At 34.8% G+C, this 16,877-nt stretch carries 24 protein-coding genes; 20 read left to right on the forward strand and 4 right to left on the reverse strand.

Features of this window, described 5'->3' with window-relative positions:
• Positions 1-53 precede the first annotated feature (53 nt).
• The 19 genes from ACN4EE_RS00950 (at position 54) to ACN4EE_RS01040 (ending at position 11,131) form a co-directional block, all read left to right on the forward strand.
• Positions 54-1,577, forward strand: coding sequence for a type I restriction-modification system subunit M (locus ACN4EE_RS00950; protein ID WP_431704517.1), 1,524 nt, complete (start codon positions 54-56; stop codon positions 1,575-1,577).
• 14 nt (positions 1,578-1,591) lie between these two features.
• Positions 1,592-1,816: a type II toxin-antitoxin system HicB family antitoxin gene (locus ACN4EE_RS00955; RefSeq protein ID WP_431704518.1), complete on the forward strand. Its 225-nt coding sequence runs from the start codon at positions 1,592-1,594 to the stop codon at positions 1,814-1,816.
• Positions 1,816-2,004 (forward strand): type II toxin-antitoxin system HicA family toxin, encoded by a 189-nt coding sequence (locus ACN4EE_RS00960; RefSeq protein WP_431704519.1) that lies wholly within the window; start codon positions 1,816-1,818, stop codon positions 2,002-2,004. Before ACN4EE_RS00955 ends, ACN4EE_RS00960 begins: the two co-directional genes overlap by 1 nt.
• 74 nt (positions 2,005-2,078) lie before the next feature.
• Entirely contained in the window at positions 2,079-2,294 is a 216-nt protein-coding gene (locus tag ACN4EE_RS00965; RefSeq protein ID WP_431704520.1) for a type II toxin-antitoxin system HicB family antitoxin, read from the forward strand.
• A 33-nt stretch (positions 2,295-2,327) separates the two neighbouring features.
• Positions 2,328-2,651, forward strand: a complete 324-nt coding sequence (locus tag ACN4EE_RS00970) for a nucleotidyltransferase domain-containing protein (protein WP_431704521.1) — start codon at positions 2,328-2,330, stop codon at positions 2,649-2,651.
• Between the two features lie 84 nt (positions 2,652-2,735).
• On the forward strand, positions 2,736-2,975 hold the full coding sequence (locus ACN4EE_RS00975; RefSeq protein WP_431704522.1) for a hypothetical protein: 240 nt from the start codon (positions 2,736-2,738) through the stop codon (positions 2,973-2,975).
• Positions 2,976-3,089: 114 nt separating this feature from the next.
• The gene (locus ACN4EE_RS00980) at positions 3,090-3,410 is read left to right on the forward strand and encodes a hypothetical protein (RefSeq protein WP_431704523.1); all 321 of its coding nucleotides are present in this window, start codon (positions 3,090-3,092) and stop codon (positions 3,408-3,410) included.
• 100 nt (positions 3,411-3,510) lie between these two features.
• A complete protein-coding gene (locus ACN4EE_RS00985) occupies positions 3,511-3,747 on the forward strand; it encodes a 2-oxoisovalerate dehydrogenase (protein ID WP_431704524.1) in 237 nt (78 codons plus the stop codon).
• Complete coding sequence (locus ACN4EE_RS00990; protein WP_431704525.1) at positions 3,744-3,989, forward strand: type II toxin-antitoxin system HicA family toxin; 246 nt, start codon at positions 3,744-3,746, stop codon at positions 3,987-3,989. Before ACN4EE_RS00985 ends, ACN4EE_RS00990 begins: the two co-directional genes overlap by 4 nt.
• 32 nt (positions 3,990-4,021) lie before the next feature.
• Positions 4,022-5,212, forward strand: coding sequence for a restriction endonuclease subunit S (locus ACN4EE_RS00995; protein WP_431704526.1), 1,191 nt, complete (start codon positions 4,022-4,024; stop codon positions 5,210-5,212).
• Between the two features lie 3 nt (positions 5,213-5,215).
• Complete coding sequence (locus ACN4EE_RS01000) at positions 5,216-5,542, forward strand: DUF6883 domain-containing protein (protein ID WP_431704527.1); 327 nt, start codon at positions 5,216-5,218, stop codon at positions 5,540-5,542.
• Between the two features lie 4 nt (positions 5,543-5,546).
• A complete protein-coding gene (locus tag ACN4EE_RS01005; protein ID WP_431704528.1) occupies positions 5,547-5,795 on the forward strand; it encodes a DUF4926 domain-containing protein in 249 nt (82 codons plus the stop codon).
• Complete coding sequence (locus ACN4EE_RS01010; RefSeq protein ID WP_431704529.1) at positions 5,792-6,004, forward strand: DUF2283 domain-containing protein; 213 nt, start codon at positions 5,792-5,794, stop codon at positions 6,002-6,004. Before ACN4EE_RS01005 ends, ACN4EE_RS01010 begins: the two co-directional genes overlap by 4 nt.
• A gap of 8 nt (positions 6,005-6,012) precedes the next feature.
• A complete protein-coding gene (locus tag ACN4EE_RS01015; protein WP_431704530.1) occupies positions 6,013-6,237 on the forward strand; it encodes a hypothetical protein in 225 nt (74 codons plus the stop codon).
• A gap of 58 nt (positions 6,238-6,295) precedes the next feature.
• The gene (locus tag ACN4EE_RS01020; RefSeq protein ID WP_431704531.1) at positions 6,296-6,655 is read left to right on the forward strand and encodes a hypothetical protein; all 360 of its coding nucleotides are present in this window, start codon (positions 6,296-6,298) and stop codon (positions 6,653-6,655) included.
• Entirely contained in the window at positions 6,648-7,061 is a 414-nt protein-coding gene (locus tag ACN4EE_RS01025) for a putative toxin-antitoxin system toxin component, PIN family (protein WP_431704532.1), read from the forward strand. The genes ACN4EE_RS01020 and ACN4EE_RS01025 overlap by 8 nt, the downstream gene beginning before the upstream one ends.
• 18 nt (positions 7,062-7,079) lie before the next feature.
• The gene (locus ACN4EE_RS01030) at positions 7,080-7,310 is read left to right on the forward strand and encodes a helix-turn-helix domain-containing protein (protein WP_431704533.1); all 231 of its coding nucleotides are present in this window, start codon (positions 7,080-7,082) and stop codon (positions 7,308-7,310) included.
• Positions 7,311-7,320: 10 nt separating this feature from the next.
• The gene (locus ACN4EE_RS01035; RefSeq protein WP_431704534.1) at positions 7,321-7,515 is read left to right on the forward strand and encodes a hypothetical protein; all 195 of its coding nucleotides are present in this window, start codon (positions 7,321-7,323) and stop codon (positions 7,513-7,515) included.
• A 13-nt stretch (positions 7,516-7,528) separates the two neighbouring features.
• The gene (locus tag ACN4EE_RS01040; protein ID WP_431704535.1) at positions 7,529-11,131 is read left to right on the forward strand and encodes a DEAD/DEAH box helicase family protein; all 3,603 of its coding nucleotides are present in this window, start codon (positions 7,529-7,531) and stop codon (positions 11,129-11,131) included.
• Here the strand turns inward: ACN4EE_RS01040 and ACN4EE_RS01045 are convergent.
• From ACN4EE_RS01045 to ACN4EE_RS01055, 3 genes are all read right to left on the reverse strand, one after another.
• Positions 11,121-13,355: an RNB domain-containing ribonuclease gene (locus ACN4EE_RS01045; protein WP_431704536.1), complete on the reverse strand. Its 2,235-nt coding sequence runs from the start codon at positions 13,353-13,355 to the stop codon at positions 11,121-11,123. The genes ACN4EE_RS01040 and ACN4EE_RS01045 overlap by 11 nt on opposite strands.
• A gap of 592 nt (positions 13,356-13,947) precedes the next feature.
• Positions 13,948-15,357, reverse strand: coding sequence for a CHAT domain-containing protein (locus ACN4EE_RS01050; protein ID WP_431704537.1), 1,410 nt, complete (start codon positions 15,355-15,357; stop codon positions 13,948-13,950).
• A gap of 103 nt (positions 15,358-15,460) precedes the next feature.
• Positions 15,461-15,598: a photosystem II reaction center protein K gene (locus tag ACN4EE_RS01055; RefSeq protein ID WP_431704538.1), complete on the reverse strand. Its 138-nt coding sequence runs from the start codon at positions 15,596-15,598 to the stop codon at positions 15,461-15,463.
• A gap of 442 nt (positions 15,599-16,040) precedes the next feature.
• Here ACN4EE_RS01055 and ACN4EE_RS01060 point away from each other — a divergent pair, with 442 nt between their 5' ends.
• Positions 16,041-16,634 carry a DJ-1/PfpI family protein gene (locus ACN4EE_RS01060; RefSeq protein WP_431704539.1) on the forward strand — a complete coding sequence of 198 codons (594 nt, stop codon included), beginning with the start codon at positions 16,041-16,043 and terminating at the stop codon, positions 16,632-16,634.
• 65 nt (positions 16,635-16,699) lie between these two features.
• On the opposite strand, the gene ACN4EE_RS01065 is transcribed toward ACN4EE_RS01060, so the two are convergent.
• Positions 16,700-16,837, reverse strand: a complete 138-nt coding sequence (locus ACN4EE_RS01065; protein WP_431704540.1) for a hypothetical protein — start codon at positions 16,835-16,837, stop codon at positions 16,700-16,702.
• Positions 16,838-16,877: the final 40 nt, after the last annotated feature.

Here is a 16,877-nt window from a genome sequence, read left to right on the forward strand (position 1 = left end):
TTTGTCATCAAGGATAATGGAAATCATCAGCAAAAATAAAGGTATCCAGATAAATGATTACAGGCGAATTAAAATCTAAAGTTGATAAATTGTGGACAACGTTTTGGAATAACGGTATTAGTAATCCCCTTTCAGTAATAGAGCAAATATCGTACCTACTTTTTATCAAACGTTTAGATGACTTACAATTAGCCCAAGAGAAGAAGATAAAACGGTTAGGAGGTACTTTAGACAATCCCACCTTTACCCCAGAAAATAATCATTGTCGTTGGTCAGTATTCAAAAATCAAAACCCTTCGGATATGTTAGTCACCGTCAGGGATTCCGCTTTTCCTTTTATCAAAACCATCGGTAGGGAAGGGGGGGCTTATGCCCAACACATGAAGGATGCAGTATTTTTAATCGCTAACCCCGCTTTATTGGCGAATGTAGTGGAACAGGTTGACCAAATGCTTGAGTTACTGACGAAACAAGCTAATGATTCTCAGGATAAAACCTACATCGATTTACAGGGGGATTTGTATGAGTATATGCTTTCAAAGCTCACCACCGCAGGAACTAATGGGCAGTTTCGCACTCCTCGTCATATTATTAAGATGATGGTGGAGTTAATGAATCCTTCCCCCCATGAGGTAATTTGTGACCCTGCTTGTGGTACAGGAGGCTTTTTGGTGGCGGTAGCAGAATATCTACGTCAGAAAAAGGATAGTGAGGGTAATTATGTTTTGCATAACCCTGACAACCGTAAGCATTTTAACGAGGAGATGTTTCACGGTTTTGACTTCGATGCTACCATGTTAAGAATAGGTAGTATGAATATGATGTTACACGGTATTGAAGACCCGAAAATTGAGGCACGGGATTCTTTAGCCCAAGAGCATTCAGAGGTATCGGAAGCCTTTACTTTAATCTTAGCTAATCCTCCTTTTAAGGGTTCTTTGGAGGCTAATACGATCGCTAAGGATTTAACGAAAGTAATTAGTACCAAAAAGACAGAGTTATTATTTGGGGCGTTATTTCTGCGGTTGTTGAAGAAGGGGGGAAGAGCGGCGGTAATTGTGCCTGACGGGGTGTTATTTGGTTCTTCTAATGCCCATAAAGCCCTGCGTCAGACGTTGGTAGAGAGTCATAAGTTGGATGGGGTTATCTCCATGCCTTCAGGAGTTTTTAAGCCCTATGCTGGAGTTTCTACGGCGGTGCTGATGTTTACTAAGACGGGGGTTGGTGGTACTGATGCGGTGTGGTTTTATGATATGTCTGCCGATGGTTTATCTTTGGATGATAAACGTATCCCTGTAGAGGAAAACGATATTCCCGACATTATCAGTAAGTGGCATAGTCGAGATATAGACAAGGATACTAACCGCACGGCTAAGGCTTTCTTTGTGTCGAAGGAGGAAATAGTCAAAAATGGTTATGATTTGTCTATCAATCGTTATAAGGAGGTGGAGTATGAGGAGGTTAGTTATGAGTCTCCTAGGGTGATTTTAGGTAAGCTGAAGCTGATGGAGGCGGAAATTATGGGGGATTTGGAACTTTTGGAGGAAATGTTGGGCAATGATAAAATTACTAATTAGGGTTTAATCATATTATGAAATATAAATACACTGCTAAATATACTAAAATCCCCTCTGGCTATATGGGGCAAATTATGGAATGGCAAGAGGTGGTGACGGAAGGAAAAAGTCTGACTGAGTGTCGTTTAATGCTTGAGGATGCTTTAAATGAGATGATTTTAGCTTATCAACTGCAAGGTAAAACTATCCCTTTAAATGACAGTGACATTATTGAAAGTTTATTTATTGAGGTTGCTTAATGTCGGTAAAAAGAAGGGATTTAATTCAATACTTGGAAGATAATGGTTTTTATCTTTTGCGGGAAGGGGGAAATCACTCTATTTATACAAATAATACGACTACCATCCCCGTGAAACGACACAACATTTTTGACAGAATCACTGCTAATCAAATTTGTAAACAGGCTGGATTAAAGAAAAAATTTTAAAAAGGAGATTAATTTTATGAATAATTTACTAGAAAGTGCGATCGTCCTTGGCAAGTATAATTTGGGGGATAGCGATGTCAATTAAGTATGAGTTAATCATTTACTGGAGTGAGATGGATGATTGCTTTATTGTCGAAGTGCCAGAGTTAGCAGGATGTATGGCAGACGGTAAAACCTATCAAGAGGCTGTTAGTAATGCTGAGGTGATTATTCAAGAATGGTTAGAAACGGCTCAAGAGTTCGGGCGAGATATTCCTCAACCGAAAGGCAAATTGATGTATGCTAAATAGTTTGTATTATGATTTGCTCAAGAGGGTTTAATTATGAAACATTTACAACTCAATGAAATTATTATTTCACTAAAAGCATGGTTTTCTCAATATTATCAAGAGGATTTACATCAACTAATTTTATATGGTTCACAGGCTAGAGGTGATGCTGAAAAATATTCGGATATTGATATTCTAATAGTTCTTAAAAGGGCTTTTAATTATCGTCAAGAGTTAAATAATACTAGCGATTTAATTTGTGATTTATCCTTGCAATATGATACTGTTATATCCCGTGCTTTTATTTCTCAAGAGTCTTTTGAAAAAGATAATACTCCTTTTTTGCTTAATATACGACGAGAAGGGATTACTCTATGAATAAGGAACAAAAATTACTTTTAGCAAAGGCAAAACGTAGTTTAGAAGGTGCAATTTTGTTGTTAAATAAAGGAGATTAATTTTATGAATAATTTATTAGAAAGTGCGATCGAACTCGTTAAATCTTTACCTGAATCTGAGCAAGAAAAAATTGCTCTATTAATGATAGATAATTTACAAGTATCAGAAAATAATAATACTGAGCTTAATGATTGGGATAAACTTTCTCAAGTATTAGATGAATGTCAAATAGAAACAGGTATAACTGATTTAGCTGAACAACATGATCATTATATTCACGGTACACCTAAACGGGCAAATTAATGAAAAAAGTTTTTGTTGATACTTCTGCTTTTTTAGCATTATTAAATAAATCTGATACATGGCACAAAAAAGCGAAGGAGATAGAATTATTTTTAAATCAAAATTGAAAACTATATGACTAATTTATATGAAATCTTAAACAAGATAAAAGAAGCACCGGGGATATATTTAGGTCGTCCTTCTGTGAGTGATCTATTTATGTTTCTCGTGGGTTATGAGTTTGCTAGAGGTGAAATGGATGTGGATTTAGATGAGGAGGAGGAGTTATTTTATGATGGTTTTCAGCCTTGGTTACAGCAACGTCTGGGGGTGCGAAGTGTCACCAGTTGGGCTAAGTTGATTATGCTTTCTTGTCATGATGAAAAGGCAGGTTTTGATCAGTTTTTCCTCTTGTTAGATGAGTTTAGGCAACAGGCACGGCAACAAGTGGCTTAAGTTTTTGTCTTACCTTTTGCCTCCAAATTAACCCCAGTAAAAAGTCAAATTTACATTTTAAAAATATTCATAATTCAAGTTTTTACCGAGATTAAATAAGATGACTATAACAACTAATTTATCCCCAGTGAAAGAGATTATTTTCTTAGTGGAAGAAGCAACGGAAGGGGGTTATATTGCTCAGGCTTTAGGGGAATCAATTTTTACGGAAGCTGATACTTTAGAAGAGTTAAAAACTGAAATAAGAGACGCTGTTCATTGTCATTTTCCCGATGCTCAAAATCGTCCCCAAATTATCCGTTTACATATCGTCAGAGATGAGGTTATTGCTTCGTGAAATTACCGAGAAATTTATCTGGTTCTGACTTAGTAAAAGCCTTAAAAATTTTAGGTTATGAAGTTAGTCATCAAACGGGTAGTCATATTCGTTTAACTACTCAAGAAAATGGAGAACATCATGTAACTATTCCAGCCCATAAACCCCTCAAAATTGGCACTCTAAACTCTATTCTGAGAGATGTGGCTAATCATTTTGATCTGACTAAAGACGATTTAATCAATCAAATTTTTACTTCTTAATATCATTTATTTTTTAATGGGAGATGTCACGGATGAAAGAAAAATATGACCTTGTAAAACTTAGCGATATATGTGAAATTAAAAGCGGAGGCACTCCATCAAGAAATGAAAAAGATAATTATGGTGGTTCAATTCCTTGGGCTAAAATTTCAGATATAGAAGCCTCTAATGGCACTTTATTTACAACGGAAGAAACAATAACAGAGAAAGGTTTAAAAGCAATTCGTAATAGAATTTTTGATGAAGGTACTTTACTTTTTGCTATGTATGGATCTGTTGGCAAAATGGCATTTACAGAAGTTAAAGTTTCTACTAATCAAGCAATTTTAGGAATAAATATTAAGGATCAAAGTAAATTATATGATCGATATTTATATTACTGGTTATTAGGAAAAAAAAATGAATTTCTATACTTAGCAAATGGTGTCACGCAAAAAAATTTATCGGCAACTTTTCTCAGAAATGTAAAAATCCCTTTACCATCGATCGAACTTCAACGTAGGATAGCCCAGATATTGGATAAGGCGGATGAAATCGTGAAGAAAAGGAAAAGCTCGATCGCACTCACCGAACAACTGCAAAAGTCCATCTTCCTCGATATGTTTGGAGATCCCGTTACTAATCCTAAAGGTTGGGATGTAGTAAAATTAGGAGAGTATATTCTACATTGTAATAATGGTTTGAGTAGAAGAAGAAAAATATTCGATAATGTTGGTAATATTGTATTGAGATTACAAGATATAAAAGCAGGGAAAATCGATTTTTCTGAACCAAATAGAATTCCGTTAGAATTATCGGAGCAAAAACGGTATCAATTACAAAAAGGTGACTTACTATTTATTAGAGTAAATGGTAATAAAGAATATGTTGGAAGATGTGCTGTATATAATGGTTTCCAAGAAGATGTTTATCACAATGACCATATTATTCGTATTCAAACAAAAGCAAACTTAAAAACTGAATATTTAGCCTTTGTTTTTAATAATAGTTATGGGAAAAAAATCATTGAAAGCTATATCAAAACATCCGCAGGTCAATATACTATAAGTCAACAGGGATTAGAATCGATTTCTATACCAATACCACCTAAAGAACTTCAAGAAAAGTTTATCCAATATAGCATCATGATTCAAAAAACTGCAAATAACTATGTAAAGTCATTACAAGAATCAGAAAACTTATTCAACTCCTTATTGCAGAGGGCATTCAAAGGAGAGTTATAAAAGATGAAAATTCCCGAAAATGCCATTATCCCAAAAGCTAAAATCACCAGATATTTATTAATCTTTAAACCGAGAAATGATAAATCAAAATATTTAGCACAAGCAGGATTTACTCTTGATAATTGGCAACTATTAAAATTAGCAATACAGCAAATCATTAGAGAAAATGAAGCCAAAGAAGATATAACAGATCAATACGGTACATATTACCAAGTAATTGGAGAATTAAAAGGAGTCAATAATCAAAACTTAACCGTTGTTACAATTTGGTTAAGAAGAGAAATAGATCAAGAATTTCAATTTATAACCCTAAAACCTTATCGAGGATAACACCATGAATATTGAACTATATCAAGAAATAACCCTAACCCGTGACATTCCACAACAACAACTAAAACAAGGAGACATAGCAACCCTAGTTGATTTCGTACCACATCCCACAGGAGGAGAAACAGGCTGTATCTTAGAAATATTTAACGCCCTCGGAGAATCCCTCAGAGTTGTTACCGTGCCTATTTCAGTGATAAAACCCCTTACCTCAGAGGATATATTAACCAGTCGTAAACAAGAAATTTTATTATGAATACCCTAAAAATTTACTACGACAGCGAAGCCGACTTTTTAGAAGTACAATTTTCTCCCGTCAGTGGTTATATGAGAGAAACCGACAACGATAACCTGATGGAGAGAGTGGATTTAGAAGGAAAGATTATCGGCTTTTCCGTGCTAAACCTGCGTCAATTAGCCCAAGATAAACCCCTAATCGCCGAATTAATGACTAACGCCAGTTAAACCCCCCGATGAATAACACAAAAACCCAAACAAAAATTATCCGTCAAGGGGAATACATTGCCGAAATTGAGATTACCCTTACCTACACCGAAGAAGATTGGTTTCCTTACCTATCCCTCCAAGAAGCCGAAAAACTCGATAACCTACGCCTTGCCTTGCAAAACAACGACTTAAAAACCGCCACCCAACTAGCCCGTATTTATCGCCTAACTCCAGTAACATTAACAGCATAAAATGAAAATAGAAATTGTATAATTGTCAGATAAGAAATAACTTACTAGAGAGAATAAAATGGAACAAATAACCATCAATTTGCCCAAAGAAATAGCCTTAAGATATAACAGTATCTCAGAAGAAGATCGAGAAAATATAGAACAAAAACTGACAAAAATCATCAACTTAGAACTAGAAAATGTCAGACAAAAATCTAATGATAAACTAAGTGAATTAATGGACGAAATCAGTATGAAAGCTCAAGCTAGAGGATTAACACCCGAAATATTAATAAACATTTTAAATGAAGCATTAGACGAAAAAAGACAACAAGCATCATTGAAATTATCGGCAACGATGGATAAAGCAAGTGATGAAGCAGAAGCTAATGGATTAACACCTGAAATATTAGAATCAATCTTAGCTGAAGATGAATAAATCAAAGTTTGTTTTCGATTGTAACGTAATTATTAGTGCATTTTTGTTTAAAAAAAGTCAACCTCGTCTCGCATTAGAAAAAGTTAAAATTTGCGGAATAATCTTACTATCTGAATCGATAATTAATGAACTTAAAAATGTTATTCAAAGAGACAAATTCGATCGTTATTTATCTTTAACTACCAGACAAGAATTATTGAACGACTTATTAGAACTTGCTGATAAAATAAATCCTACTGAAACGATTATAGATTGTCGAGATCCGAAAGATAATAAGTATTTAGAATTAGCAGTAAGCGGTAAAGCTGAATATATCATCACTGGAGACAAAGACTTGTTAGTGTTAAATCCTTTTCGAGAGATTAAGATTATTAAACCTGATGAATTTTTATCGCTAACACCGTAGAAATCAAAGATTAAAACCATGCACACCACAACCATTAAACCCCTCAGAAACGAACAAGATTACCAAGAAACCCTCGCCAGAATTGAACAGCTAATGGAAGCCATGCCAAATACCCCAGAATTTGACGAATTGGATGTACTTACCACCCTAGTGGAAGCCTACGAAGAAAAATATTATCCCATTGCCCCACCAAATCTCATCGATGCCGTAAAATTTAGAATAGAACAACACAATAAGCATACTTTATGAATCAAATCCAATGGAAAAAGTAATCACCAAAATAAAACTCAAACAACAAAAAAGCGACTTTAACTATTGGCAACAACAACCTTACGAAAAACGCTTAGAAGCCTTAGAAGAAATCCGTCAAGAATACCATCAATACAAATACAATAATGCTGAATTAAGACTTCAAAGAGTTTATACAATTACGGATTTAGAAAACCTAGAATAACTGGTAACTAGCCATGACATCAAACTTCGACTTTTTAACCACCGACTTTCCCGAAATTTACGAAAGTGCCACCCGTGTCGAAAACCTCGCCCCGATCGATCGTCGTGCCTGTTGCTTTTATGCCCGTTATACCCTTGAACAAGCCGTTATTTGGCTATATGATAATGATCCCTACTTAAAATTACCCTACGATGATAGTTTAGGGGCATTAATTCACGAACAGACATTTAAAGATAACCTTCCCCCCAACCTCTTCCCAAAAGTTCGTATGATTCACAAAATCGGGAATAGTGCCGTCCACAGTAACGATAAAATCACCGAAAAAGACGCAATTTATATTACACAGGAATTATTCCACTTTCTCTATTGGCTATGTCGCTACTACTCCCCCAACGGCAAAAACCTCCCCAAACTCAAATACATCCCCCCCTTATTAAGGGGGGTTAGGGGGGATCAAACCTCACAAATAGGAGTTAAGGGAGAGCAAACTTCACAAATAGGGATGAGGGAAGATGAAACCCTACCCACAGAGGTAAAAACTGAAGTAACCCCAGAGATAACCGTTGCCCAACTGCAAAAACTAGAGCAAGAACTATCTCAAGCCCAAGAAATGGCGAGAATTGCCGAAAAAAGACAAAAACAGACCGAAGCAGAATATAACCAACTCAAAGCCCAAATTACTCAACTCAAACAGGCAAACAGTACCTCCAAAGATAATCATGATTATAACGAAACGGATACCCGTAAATATTTAATCGATGTCTTACTCAAGGAAATGGGGTGGGATATAACTCAACCCGACTTTACCGAGTACGAAATAACAGGAATGCCCCAAAGCATTAACCCCACAGGCAAAGGCTACATTGATTATGTCTTATGGGATGATAACGGCTTACCCTTAGCGATAATAGAAGCCAAACGCACCCAAAAAGATGTCAATTTAGGTAAACAACAAGCCAAACTCTATGCTGACTGCTTAGAAAACAAATTCCACCAACGCCCCATTATCTTTTACAGCAACGGTTATCAAACCTATCTTTGGGATGACAATAACTATCCCCCTCGCCTTGTGGAAGGCTTCCTCAAAAAAGATGAACTGCAAAGAATGATTTATCGCCGTAGTCACACTAAACTCCTTGATATAGTGCTACCCAATCAAGAAATAGCAGGGAGAAGTTACCAAATAGAAGCCATTAAACGAGTGACGGAAACCTTTGAGCAAAAAGCCCGTAAAGCCTTGCTAGTCATGGCAACAGGTACAGGAAAAACTAGAACCTCGATCGCTCTTATTGATGTGTTAACGAGGGCAAACTGGATTAAAAGAGTGCTATTTTTAGCAGACAGGACATCATTACTAACCCAAGCTAAAAGAGCGATACAGAAACACTTACCCCACGCCATAGCAGTGGATTTGACCAAAGAAAAAGACGTAAGCGGTGCAAATATAATTCTTTCCACATACCCCACCATGATGAACCGCATCAACAACGACACCGATAAATCTCCCTCCCCTAGTAGAGAGATTGAGGGGGAAGTTAAAACCTTCGGGGTGGGTTACTTTGATTTAGTGATTATAGATGAAGCTCACCGTAGTATTTACCAAAAATATCAAGCCCTGTTCACTTATTTTGATAGTTTATTAATCGGTTTAACCGCCACTCCTAGAAACGAAATTAATCGAGACACCTACCGCATTTTTGACTTAGAAGCAGGGAATCCCACCTTTGCCTACGAATTACAAGACGCTATTAGTGACGGCTATTTAGTACCGCCCACAGGTATTAATGTACCCTTTAAATTTCTGCGTAGTGGGGTGAAATATAACGAATTATCTCCCGAAGAACAACTAGAATATGAAGAAAAATTCTATGATGAAGAAACAGGGGAAATCCCCAAAGAAATTAACGCTACCGCCCTTAATCGTTGGTTGTTTAATGAAAATACCGTTGATAAAGCCTTAGAAATCCTCATGGATTGGGGCTTAAAAGTCCATCAGTTCGATCGACTCGGCAAAACCATCATCTTTGCTAGAAATCATCAACACGCCCTATTTATTGAAGAGAGATTTAACTATAATTATCCCCATTTTCAAGGCAAATTTGCCCGTATTATCGACAGTCATGACAATTATGCCCAAAGTATCCTCGATGACTTCTCAAACCCCGAAAAAGAGCCAATAATCGCCATTTCTGTGGATATGTTAGATACTGGGGTGGACGTGCCAGAAGTGCTAAATTTGGTATTTTTCAAACCCGTTTACTCCGAAGTCAAATTTAACCAGATGATAGGTAGAGGTACTCGTTTATGTCCTAATTTATTCGGTATAGGTAGGGATAAAACAGAATTTTTGATTTTTGATTTATGTGATAACTTTGCTTATTTTAGTCAAGAAGTCAAGGAAAAAGAACAAACCCCCTCAGAATCCTTGCACACTCGACTATTAAAGGCAAAATTGGAATTATGGGAATGTTTAGACACCGCCGAAAAAAATACCACTCCTGTCAATAACCCTCAAAATCGAGTAAAAGAACCTCAAAGCAACCCTTATACTGTAGTTAAAACGGAGAATCTCAGGGAAAAAATACTCGATGAGTTACATCAACACGTTACCAGTATGGAAGAAAATAATTTTCTGGTGCGTCGCCATTTAGAAACGGTGGAGACTTTTAGTCAACGAGAAAAATGGCACAATTTGACTCAAGAGGATAAGCAAATAATTCTCGATACCCTTATCCCTCTGCCTAATAGTTTACCAGTGGAAAATCCCCGTCTCAAAAATTTCGATCTTCTTTGCCTAAAAATTCAGTTAGCTATCCTCAAAAATACCCAAGATTTTGAAACCTTACGGGATAAAGTGAGGGATTTATTAGCCTGTTTAGAAGATAAAAAAACTATCCCCATTGTTAAGGATAAATTAAGTTTCATCGAACAGGTGCAATCAGAATCATGGTGGCAAGATGTAACGGTTTATCTAGTGGAAGAAATGAGGGTAAATCTGCGAGATTTAATGATATTTATAGATAAACAACAGGAAAATATTATTTGCACTAATTTTGAGGATGAATTAGGCGAATTAGAAACTGTGTCAGTGCCTAACCGTCAAACGGGTTTCAGTTCTCATCAATATAGTAAAAAGGTACAAAATTATATCTTAGCTCATCAAGATCATATCTCGATCGTCAAGTTAAAACGGAATTTACCCCTGACAGAAACGGATTTAAGGGAATTAGAAAAGATGTTATTCACCTCAGAGGGAATGGAATCGAGGGATAAATTTGAGTTAGTGTATGGTAAAAGAAATCTAAAGAGTTTTATTCGTGAACTGGTAGGATTAGACAAAAACACAGCTAAAGAAGCCTTTAGTAAGTATTTAGAAAACAACAACCTGAGTGCTAACCAAATCCGTTTTATTGAACAAATTATCAACTGGTTAACCCAACACGGGGTAATGAATCCCCCCCTTTTGTATGAATCCCCTTTCACTGATATTCATCCCGAAGGTTTAGATGGAGTATTCAATGATAAAGATGCGGATAATATAATTGCGATCGTACGTTACTTTAATGAAGGAGTAGAAACAACCTTCACCTCTAATTTCTTCATTCTTAATTCTTAATTCCACATTCCTCATTATTAATTAAATTATGCTGTATCATTAAGATATTAGAAGCTCGTTTTTTGGCATCTTTTTTATTTCTACCATAGCCATAAGAGATAATAATTTTAGCTTGATAATTGAGGATAATTTTACAGGTGAAAAAGCCATCAATATTTATAAAGTGATATTCAGGATATTCAAGGTTATGAGATTGACAAAAGTTATATAATTTGGAGACAAAATCATTTTCTTCAACAACATTTTTTTCTACTAATTCCTCTTTATTAATAACGTTAGTATTTTCTGGCAATGTTTCAATAACTGTCTCTTCTTCAGTAGCTATTTCTTCTCTTAATAACTCTTTATTATCTATTAATTGATTTTGAAGATAACTTTGGATATAGGCTAAAGCTGACTTTTGTTTGGCTTTATTTTTTTTCGTGTCAAATTGCGGTTGAGGATGAGTTAAACCATCTACATAACAATAAGCGATATATTCTTTACTATCCCCTAAATAATCAATGCGATATTCTACATTACAAGAGGTTAATTGGGAATGAATTAATAATACTGTAACAGCATCTAAATTATCTCGATCGAAAAACTGATTAATTTTAGCTTGAAACCAAATTTTATACAAATCTTTAGGCAATACATTCGGTATTCTTTTACCTATTTCTGTGATTATTTTCACACAGTAATCTAACATTTTAGAAAACTCTTTTTCATTGAGAGAAGAAACATCAGGTAAGAGAATATTTTTTTCCTCATTGATAGTGGATTCTTCTATAGGTTTAGAAATTAATTGCCCTAATACATAGCCTTTAATAGTGGCTAAACCAGCCTTTTGTTTAGCCTTATTTTTCTTGGTATCTTGACTAGGATTTTCTGTGGTTAATCCATCTATATAACAATGGACATAATAATTTTGATCTTCATTACAATATTCTGATGTATAGTCAATAACCGAATTATCTATTTGATTTTTTACTAATAAAATCGAGGCAACATTAATATTTTCATACTCAAAAAATTGGTTAATTTTAGCAACAAACCAGAGATAATAAAAATCTTTTGGTTGTAAGGTATCAATACGAGATTCAATATAAGGTAAAATTTTATCTACCGCATTCTTAAAAACGGCATATTGTAATAAATCAGAAAAATTATCTACAGAAATTTTGTTAATATTTAATTTGTCTAAATTAGTAAAATTATTTTTAATTTCTTCTTGTTTTTTTTGCTTGATATACTTAGTTTTAGAAATTTTTAATTGCTGATTATATTCATTAATATAGTTGCAGATTTTTTCTAATTCTTCTAGGGTATAAGGTGATGATTGTTTCTTTAAAATCGCTTTAATAATACGGTGATTAACTAAGTCAATATAACGGCGTAATGGACTGCTAAAATGAGTATAAGCCATAAGGCATAATCCTACATGGGGCTTGGCATAAGGAGAATAAATTGCAGGTACTAAACAATGTCCCATAGTTTTTTTAACTTCTTCAAAATCTGTGATCCCAACGTCTTGAGTGCGGTATAATGCAGGAATATTATTTTCTGCTAAAAAATTGGCGATCGAAGTGTTAGTAAGAATCATTAATTCAGCGATAAGTTGGTAAGTATTAACATTTTCTTGAATTAAATTACCATCTTCATCTAAGTAACCATCTTCAGTTAAAATACCAGAATTTCCTCCCCTTGCTTTGCCAATTAATTGAGAAACTTTCTGCATTTTGACTAATAATTTATCTTCAGCATTATCTTGAGGATTAGTTAAAATTTCTTCCACTTCGGTATAACTAAAAGCCTTTTTACTGGTAAAAATTGTTTCTTTTATGCGAAAAGAATTAACCGCCCCATTACTATTAATTTCAAAAAACATTGTTAAAGCTAGTCTGCTTTTTTCAGGTTCTAATGAGCCTAAATTAGTGCTAATATGAGTGGGTAACATGGGGGTAGGCGGTGAAGTGTGATATAACGTAATTACCCTTAAAAACGCTTCTTCGTCAATGGGAGAATTTTTAGGAATTATTGTCGAAACATCTGTGATACTAATTTGCAATTCAAAGTTACCGTTATTTAATTCTACTAACCAAATACCGTCATCTCGATCGACAGTACTAGCATCATCGATCGTAATACCAAAAACAGGTAAACGGTTATAATAATAATCTGCTAAGTTAATGGCTTCGGCTTGTTTAATTTGTGGAGAGGTAAATTTGCGTGGTTTAATCATAGAAAATAGCAAAATTGAATCGCATTGTCAGTAAGCTAGGAGGTATCTAATTGAGATAGGGAATAGGGAGTAGATTAAGAGTTTTAGTTATTTTCAAGAATTAATAAAAAATAATTAATACAAACTTTATCACCTATAGCTTTGATTATTTTAAAAATGCAATTGTTATAAATTAAATTAACAGTGTGAATTTAACCTAATACCTGCTACCCAATACCTGATACCTTTTTTTAGACATAATTTATCACGACGAGAAGTAGAAGAACCATAAAAATTGAAATAAATAGGTTTTAGCTTATCAATCAGAAGAGAGAAGTAAAAAAGTTCATTGACTATTAACTATTCATTCTATAGGTTTTTCTAGGGTTAAATCAAAAACGACATTTTTCATCATAATTAGGCTTTGCTGAATAAATCGGAAGACTAGGAAAATCAAGGGATTCAACACATTAAATTAACAAAAAAGTGCGCAGTTTTAGGAATTTTTCCTCAAAAAACAGGGTAGTATTATACAATTACAGACTCTGATTCTAAGAATTAAAACCATTAAAACCTTTGCCCTACCCTTTCCTCAGACTTTTTCAGCACCCTCCTACTTATCACCTACATAGCAAATAGGTTGACTTCCTCCGGGGCGACTATAAGCGGATTTGCCACCGCATAATCTTCCAGCTTTGTCTATGTCATAGGGGCATTCACACACCCCCCCCTCTAACGGTTTACGAATTGGTTTTGACATATCTGGAGGGGTGTTAGAAGAGGATAACGAAAATTTCTCTAAAAAATTGAATCCTATTATTAATAATGCGATTCCCACAATCATCGTGACACCACCAACTACGATCGATCTTTTCGAGAAAAACCGAGAAAAGCCACTATTTTTCAAGTTATTACCTTGTTTTGTTTTCTTTCCTGTCAAATTCTCCCATAAAGGCGGATCAACCGCCAAATTTTGGCAAATAACGGGCAACCATGACGAGCCGGGGGCTTGTTGTTCAAGATGATACAAGTCTTGAATTTTCGCCTTGGCATCCTTAACGGCTTGATATAGGGTTTCACCTTGGGAATAGGCTTGAAGGAAAAATTTTAAAAACTCTTGGGCGACTTCATCGGGTACAGCCTCTCGCATTATTATAGTTTGGGGTAGCTGTAAATCAGCTAGATTAAAGCCAAGCCCCAAGCCATCACAGGAGTTAAAGATAGCCAATTCTAACCCATTATGAATCGCTTTGGCAAGGGTGTTTTTTAATCTTTGTATATCGATGGTTTCGTAAGGATTAATTTGCAATAAACCACACTGGTTGTTATCATTACTACTACTATGCCCCGCAAAAAATAAAATTTGCCATGATTGCTCCCATAAGGGCGTTAATTCTGCTAGATTAGGTTGATCTAAAAATACCACTTCTGCATTAGGTAAATTATTTAAGATACGTCTGTCTCTTTCTATATCTATACTTCTTCGATCGCCTAAAATTGCCAAAATGCGTACTTTGCGAGGATAATGAAAATCGTTCGATCGATTAGGCTTCTGACAATTAGGTTTACTTAAAGCTATCTCCGTTTGCGGATAACGATGCCAAACACTCCATAAATGCCAAGGCAGTTGCCATAAACGCACATCCGCCGTTTGAATCACAAAACGAATCAAATCTTGTTGATGTAAATGAGGAAAAAGATCAAATAATAGAGATTGTACCGCAGTATTTTCTAACCATTGATTCAGGTTAATTTGTAAAACATTAATATATTCTAAACACTGACTAACCGCTACATTGGTAACTTGAGCCGAATTTGCGCCTAAACGTAAAGAAATAGCTAAACTACGATAACTCGATTGCCAATCAGTATAACTCTGATAAAGATTTGGTGCAGGGGGTAATCTTCCTTCTGTTTCTACCAACAACTCCTTAGAGTCATCGTCACTCAAACGGATAGTAACGGAAAAGCCTTTCTCGAAACTACCCTCTCCTATCTTAAAAATGATTAATTTTTTCCCCATTACACCCTAAATCAGTAAAAATCTTAATAGCAATAGATAAGAGATTTTTTTATAATCAACTTATCTTCCTTTCTTCTTGTTTTCCTATAATGTCTTTTAATCCTTATCTGAAACCTACCGCCGCTTGCCATACAAAGGCTAAGAGTAAGAAGAATAAGGGAATAACAGGTAAAACATCCACTAAAGGTTTGAAAATAGCATAAGCCTCTGGTAATTGGGCAAATAACATCATGGCTTCCATAATAATAAATAGTTCCTTACTAAACAGATTTTTCTAACTTAGTATTTTATACTATCAGATACTTTTATCTTTAAGAACTGAAAAAATGAACAATATATTAAGTTTAGTTAAGAGCTATATATAGTTTGCATTCAATTTTACTGATGGTGGTAGGCAAAAGGCAAGAGGCAACAAAGAGATAAATTACTTTCATTTTAAAATTCACCATCTATTTTGCACGATTATTTAGTAAATGTCATTAACATAGTTTTTTTTCAAAGTCACTTAAGCAATATTACATATTTTAAGATGATGCTTATGAAGACAAAACTTATACAAAAGACAAGAAAATAACAGAAATAATAGTTAATAATTGTAAATTAATTGATGGAAAAATAGAGAGCTTAACTAGAATGAAACTCAAATAGTCTAACCCATTAGAAAGGTATCTTTCTCAAAACAAATGTCTAAAGGTAAAATCGCAGTACTTATTGAAGAACATTTCGACGCTACAGAATATAAGCGTTTTAATGAGTTTTTCCCCGAAAAGGGTTATGAAGTAGAATATATTTCTCATTTATGGGGTAATGATTCCCTCAGATTTGGCTCAAATCCTGAAAATGATATAATCGAGTTTCATGTGGATGTCACCACAGAAATTAACGATGTTTCTCCTTCCGACTATAAAGGCATAATCTGCATCGGTGCTTATGCTATGGATAGATTACGTTATCAGGTAACAGTGAAAAAAGGAGAAAAAAATAAAGCGCCAGCCGTGGAATTTTTACGCAAAGCCGTTAATGAAAATAAAGTAAAATTAGGCACAATTTGCCATAGTTTATGGTTATTTTGTGCTGACACAGATTTAATCAAAGATAAAAAAGTTACTTGCGCCCATAATATCATCTGTGATGTAGAAAATGCAGGAGCTGATGTTATTTATGACGGTGATGTTACGGCTGATTTAGTTATCGATGGCAACTTAATTACGGGTAAACATCCGGGGGTTGTGGAAGAATTTATGGTGGCGTTTGTGGAGGAAATAGAAAAGGCTTAATTCTCTGACGTGATAATCGGGTTTTCAGTGTCATTGCGAGGTAACGAAGCAATCTTATAAAGTTATTAAACAATGACAACATAATTAGAGATGGCTTCGGGAGAATCAGGAAAAAAATCAAATCTTAAGAGAAACAATCCCCTCGCCATGACAAAAATTGTTAGGTTTTTTCCATAATTCCCAGATAACGGGCTAAAGCCCATACTACGAACATATTTAGATCAATCATAAATATTTAACACA

This window comes from Geminocystis sp. CENA526 (assembly GCF_050753365.1).
Taxonomy (GTDB): Bacteria; Cyanobacteriota; Cyanobacteriia; order Cyanobacteriales; family Cyanobacteriaceae; genus Geminocystis.

Excerpts from the sequence above, each read along its gene's own strand:
- ACN4EE_RS00950 (WP_431704517.1), top strand. The coding sequence starts at position 54 with ATGATTACAGGCGAATTAAAATCTAAAGTTGATAAATTGTGGACAACG.
- ACN4EE_RS00955 (WP_431704518.1), top strand. The coding sequence starts at position 1,592 with ATGAAATATAAATACACTGCTAAATATACTAAAATCCCCTCTGGCTAT.
- ACN4EE_RS00960 (WP_431704519.1), top strand. The coding sequence starts at position 1,816 with ATGTCGGTAAAAAGAAGGGATTTAATTCAATACTTGGAAGATAATGGT.
- ACN4EE_RS00965 (WP_431704520.1), top strand. The coding sequence starts at position 2,079 with ATGTCAATTAAGTATGAGTTAATCATTTACTGGAGTGAGATGGATGAT.
- ACN4EE_RS00970 (WP_431704521.1), top strand. The coding sequence starts at position 2,328 with ATGAAACATTTACAACTCAATGAAATTATTATTTCACTAAAAGCATGG.
- ACN4EE_RS00975 (WP_431704522.1), top strand. The coding sequence starts at position 2,736 with ATGAATAATTTATTAGAAAGTGCGATCGAACTCGTTAAATCTTTACCT.
- ACN4EE_RS00980 (WP_431704523.1), top strand. The coding sequence starts at position 3,090 with ATGACTAATTTATATGAAATCTTAAACAAGATAAAAGAAGCACCGGGG.
- ACN4EE_RS00985 (WP_431704524.1), top strand. The coding sequence starts at position 3,511 with ATGACTATAACAACTAATTTATCCCCAGTGAAAGAGATTATTTTCTTA.
- ACN4EE_RS00995 (WP_431704526.1), top strand. The coding sequence starts at position 4,022 with ATGAAAGAAAAATATGACCTTGTAAAACTTAGCGATATATGTGAAATT.
- ACN4EE_RS01000 (WP_431704527.1), top strand. The coding sequence starts at position 5,216 with ATGAAAATTCCCGAAAATGCCATTATCCCAAAAGCTAAAATCACCAGA.
- ACN4EE_RS01005 (WP_431704528.1), top strand. The coding sequence starts at position 5,547 with ATGAATATTGAACTATATCAAGAAATAACCCTAACCCGTGACATTCCA.
- ACN4EE_RS01010 (WP_431704529.1), top strand. The coding sequence starts at position 5,792 with ATGAATACCCTAAAAATTTACTACGACAGCGAAGCCGACTTTTTAGAA.
- ACN4EE_RS01015 (WP_431704530.1), top strand. The coding sequence starts at position 6,013 with ATGAATAACACAAAAACCCAAACAAAAATTATCCGTCAAGGGGAATAC.
- ACN4EE_RS01020 (WP_431704531.1), top strand. The coding sequence starts at position 6,296 with ATGGAACAAATAACCATCAATTTGCCCAAAGAAATAGCCTTAAGATAT.
- ACN4EE_RS01025 (WP_431704532.1), top strand. The coding sequence starts at position 6,648 with ATGAATAAATCAAAGTTTGTTTTCGATTGTAACGTAATTATTAGTGCA.
- ACN4EE_RS01030 (WP_431704533.1), top strand. The coding sequence starts at position 7,080 with ATGCACACCACAACCATTAAACCCCTCAGAAACGAACAAGATTACCAA.
- ACN4EE_RS01035 (WP_431704534.1), top strand. The coding sequence starts at position 7,321 with ATGGAAAAAGTAATCACCAAAATAAAACTCAAACAACAAAAAAGCGAC.
- ACN4EE_RS01040 (WP_431704535.1), top strand. The coding sequence starts at position 7,529 with ATGACATCAAACTTCGACTTTTTAACCACCGACTTTCCCGAAATTTAC.
- ACN4EE_RS01045 (WP_431704536.1), bottom strand. The coding sequence starts at position 13,355 with ATGATTAAACCACGCAAATTTACCTCTCCACAAATTAAACAAGCCGAA.
- ACN4EE_RS01050 (WP_431704537.1), bottom strand. The coding sequence starts at position 15,357 with ATGGGGAAAAAATTAATCATTTTTAAGATAGGAGAGGGTAGTTTCGAG.
- ACN4EE_RS01055 (WP_431704538.1), bottom strand. The coding sequence starts at position 15,598 with ATGGAAGCCATGATGTTATTTGCCCAATTACCAGAGGCTTATGCTATT.
- ACN4EE_RS01060 (WP_431704539.1), top strand. The coding sequence starts at position 16,041 with ATGTCTAAAGGTAAAATCGCAGTACTTATTGAAGAACATTTCGACGCT.
- ACN4EE_RS01065 (WP_431704540.1), bottom strand. The coding sequence starts at position 16,837 with ATGGGCTTTAGCCCGTTATCTGGGAATTATGGAAAAAACCTAACAATT.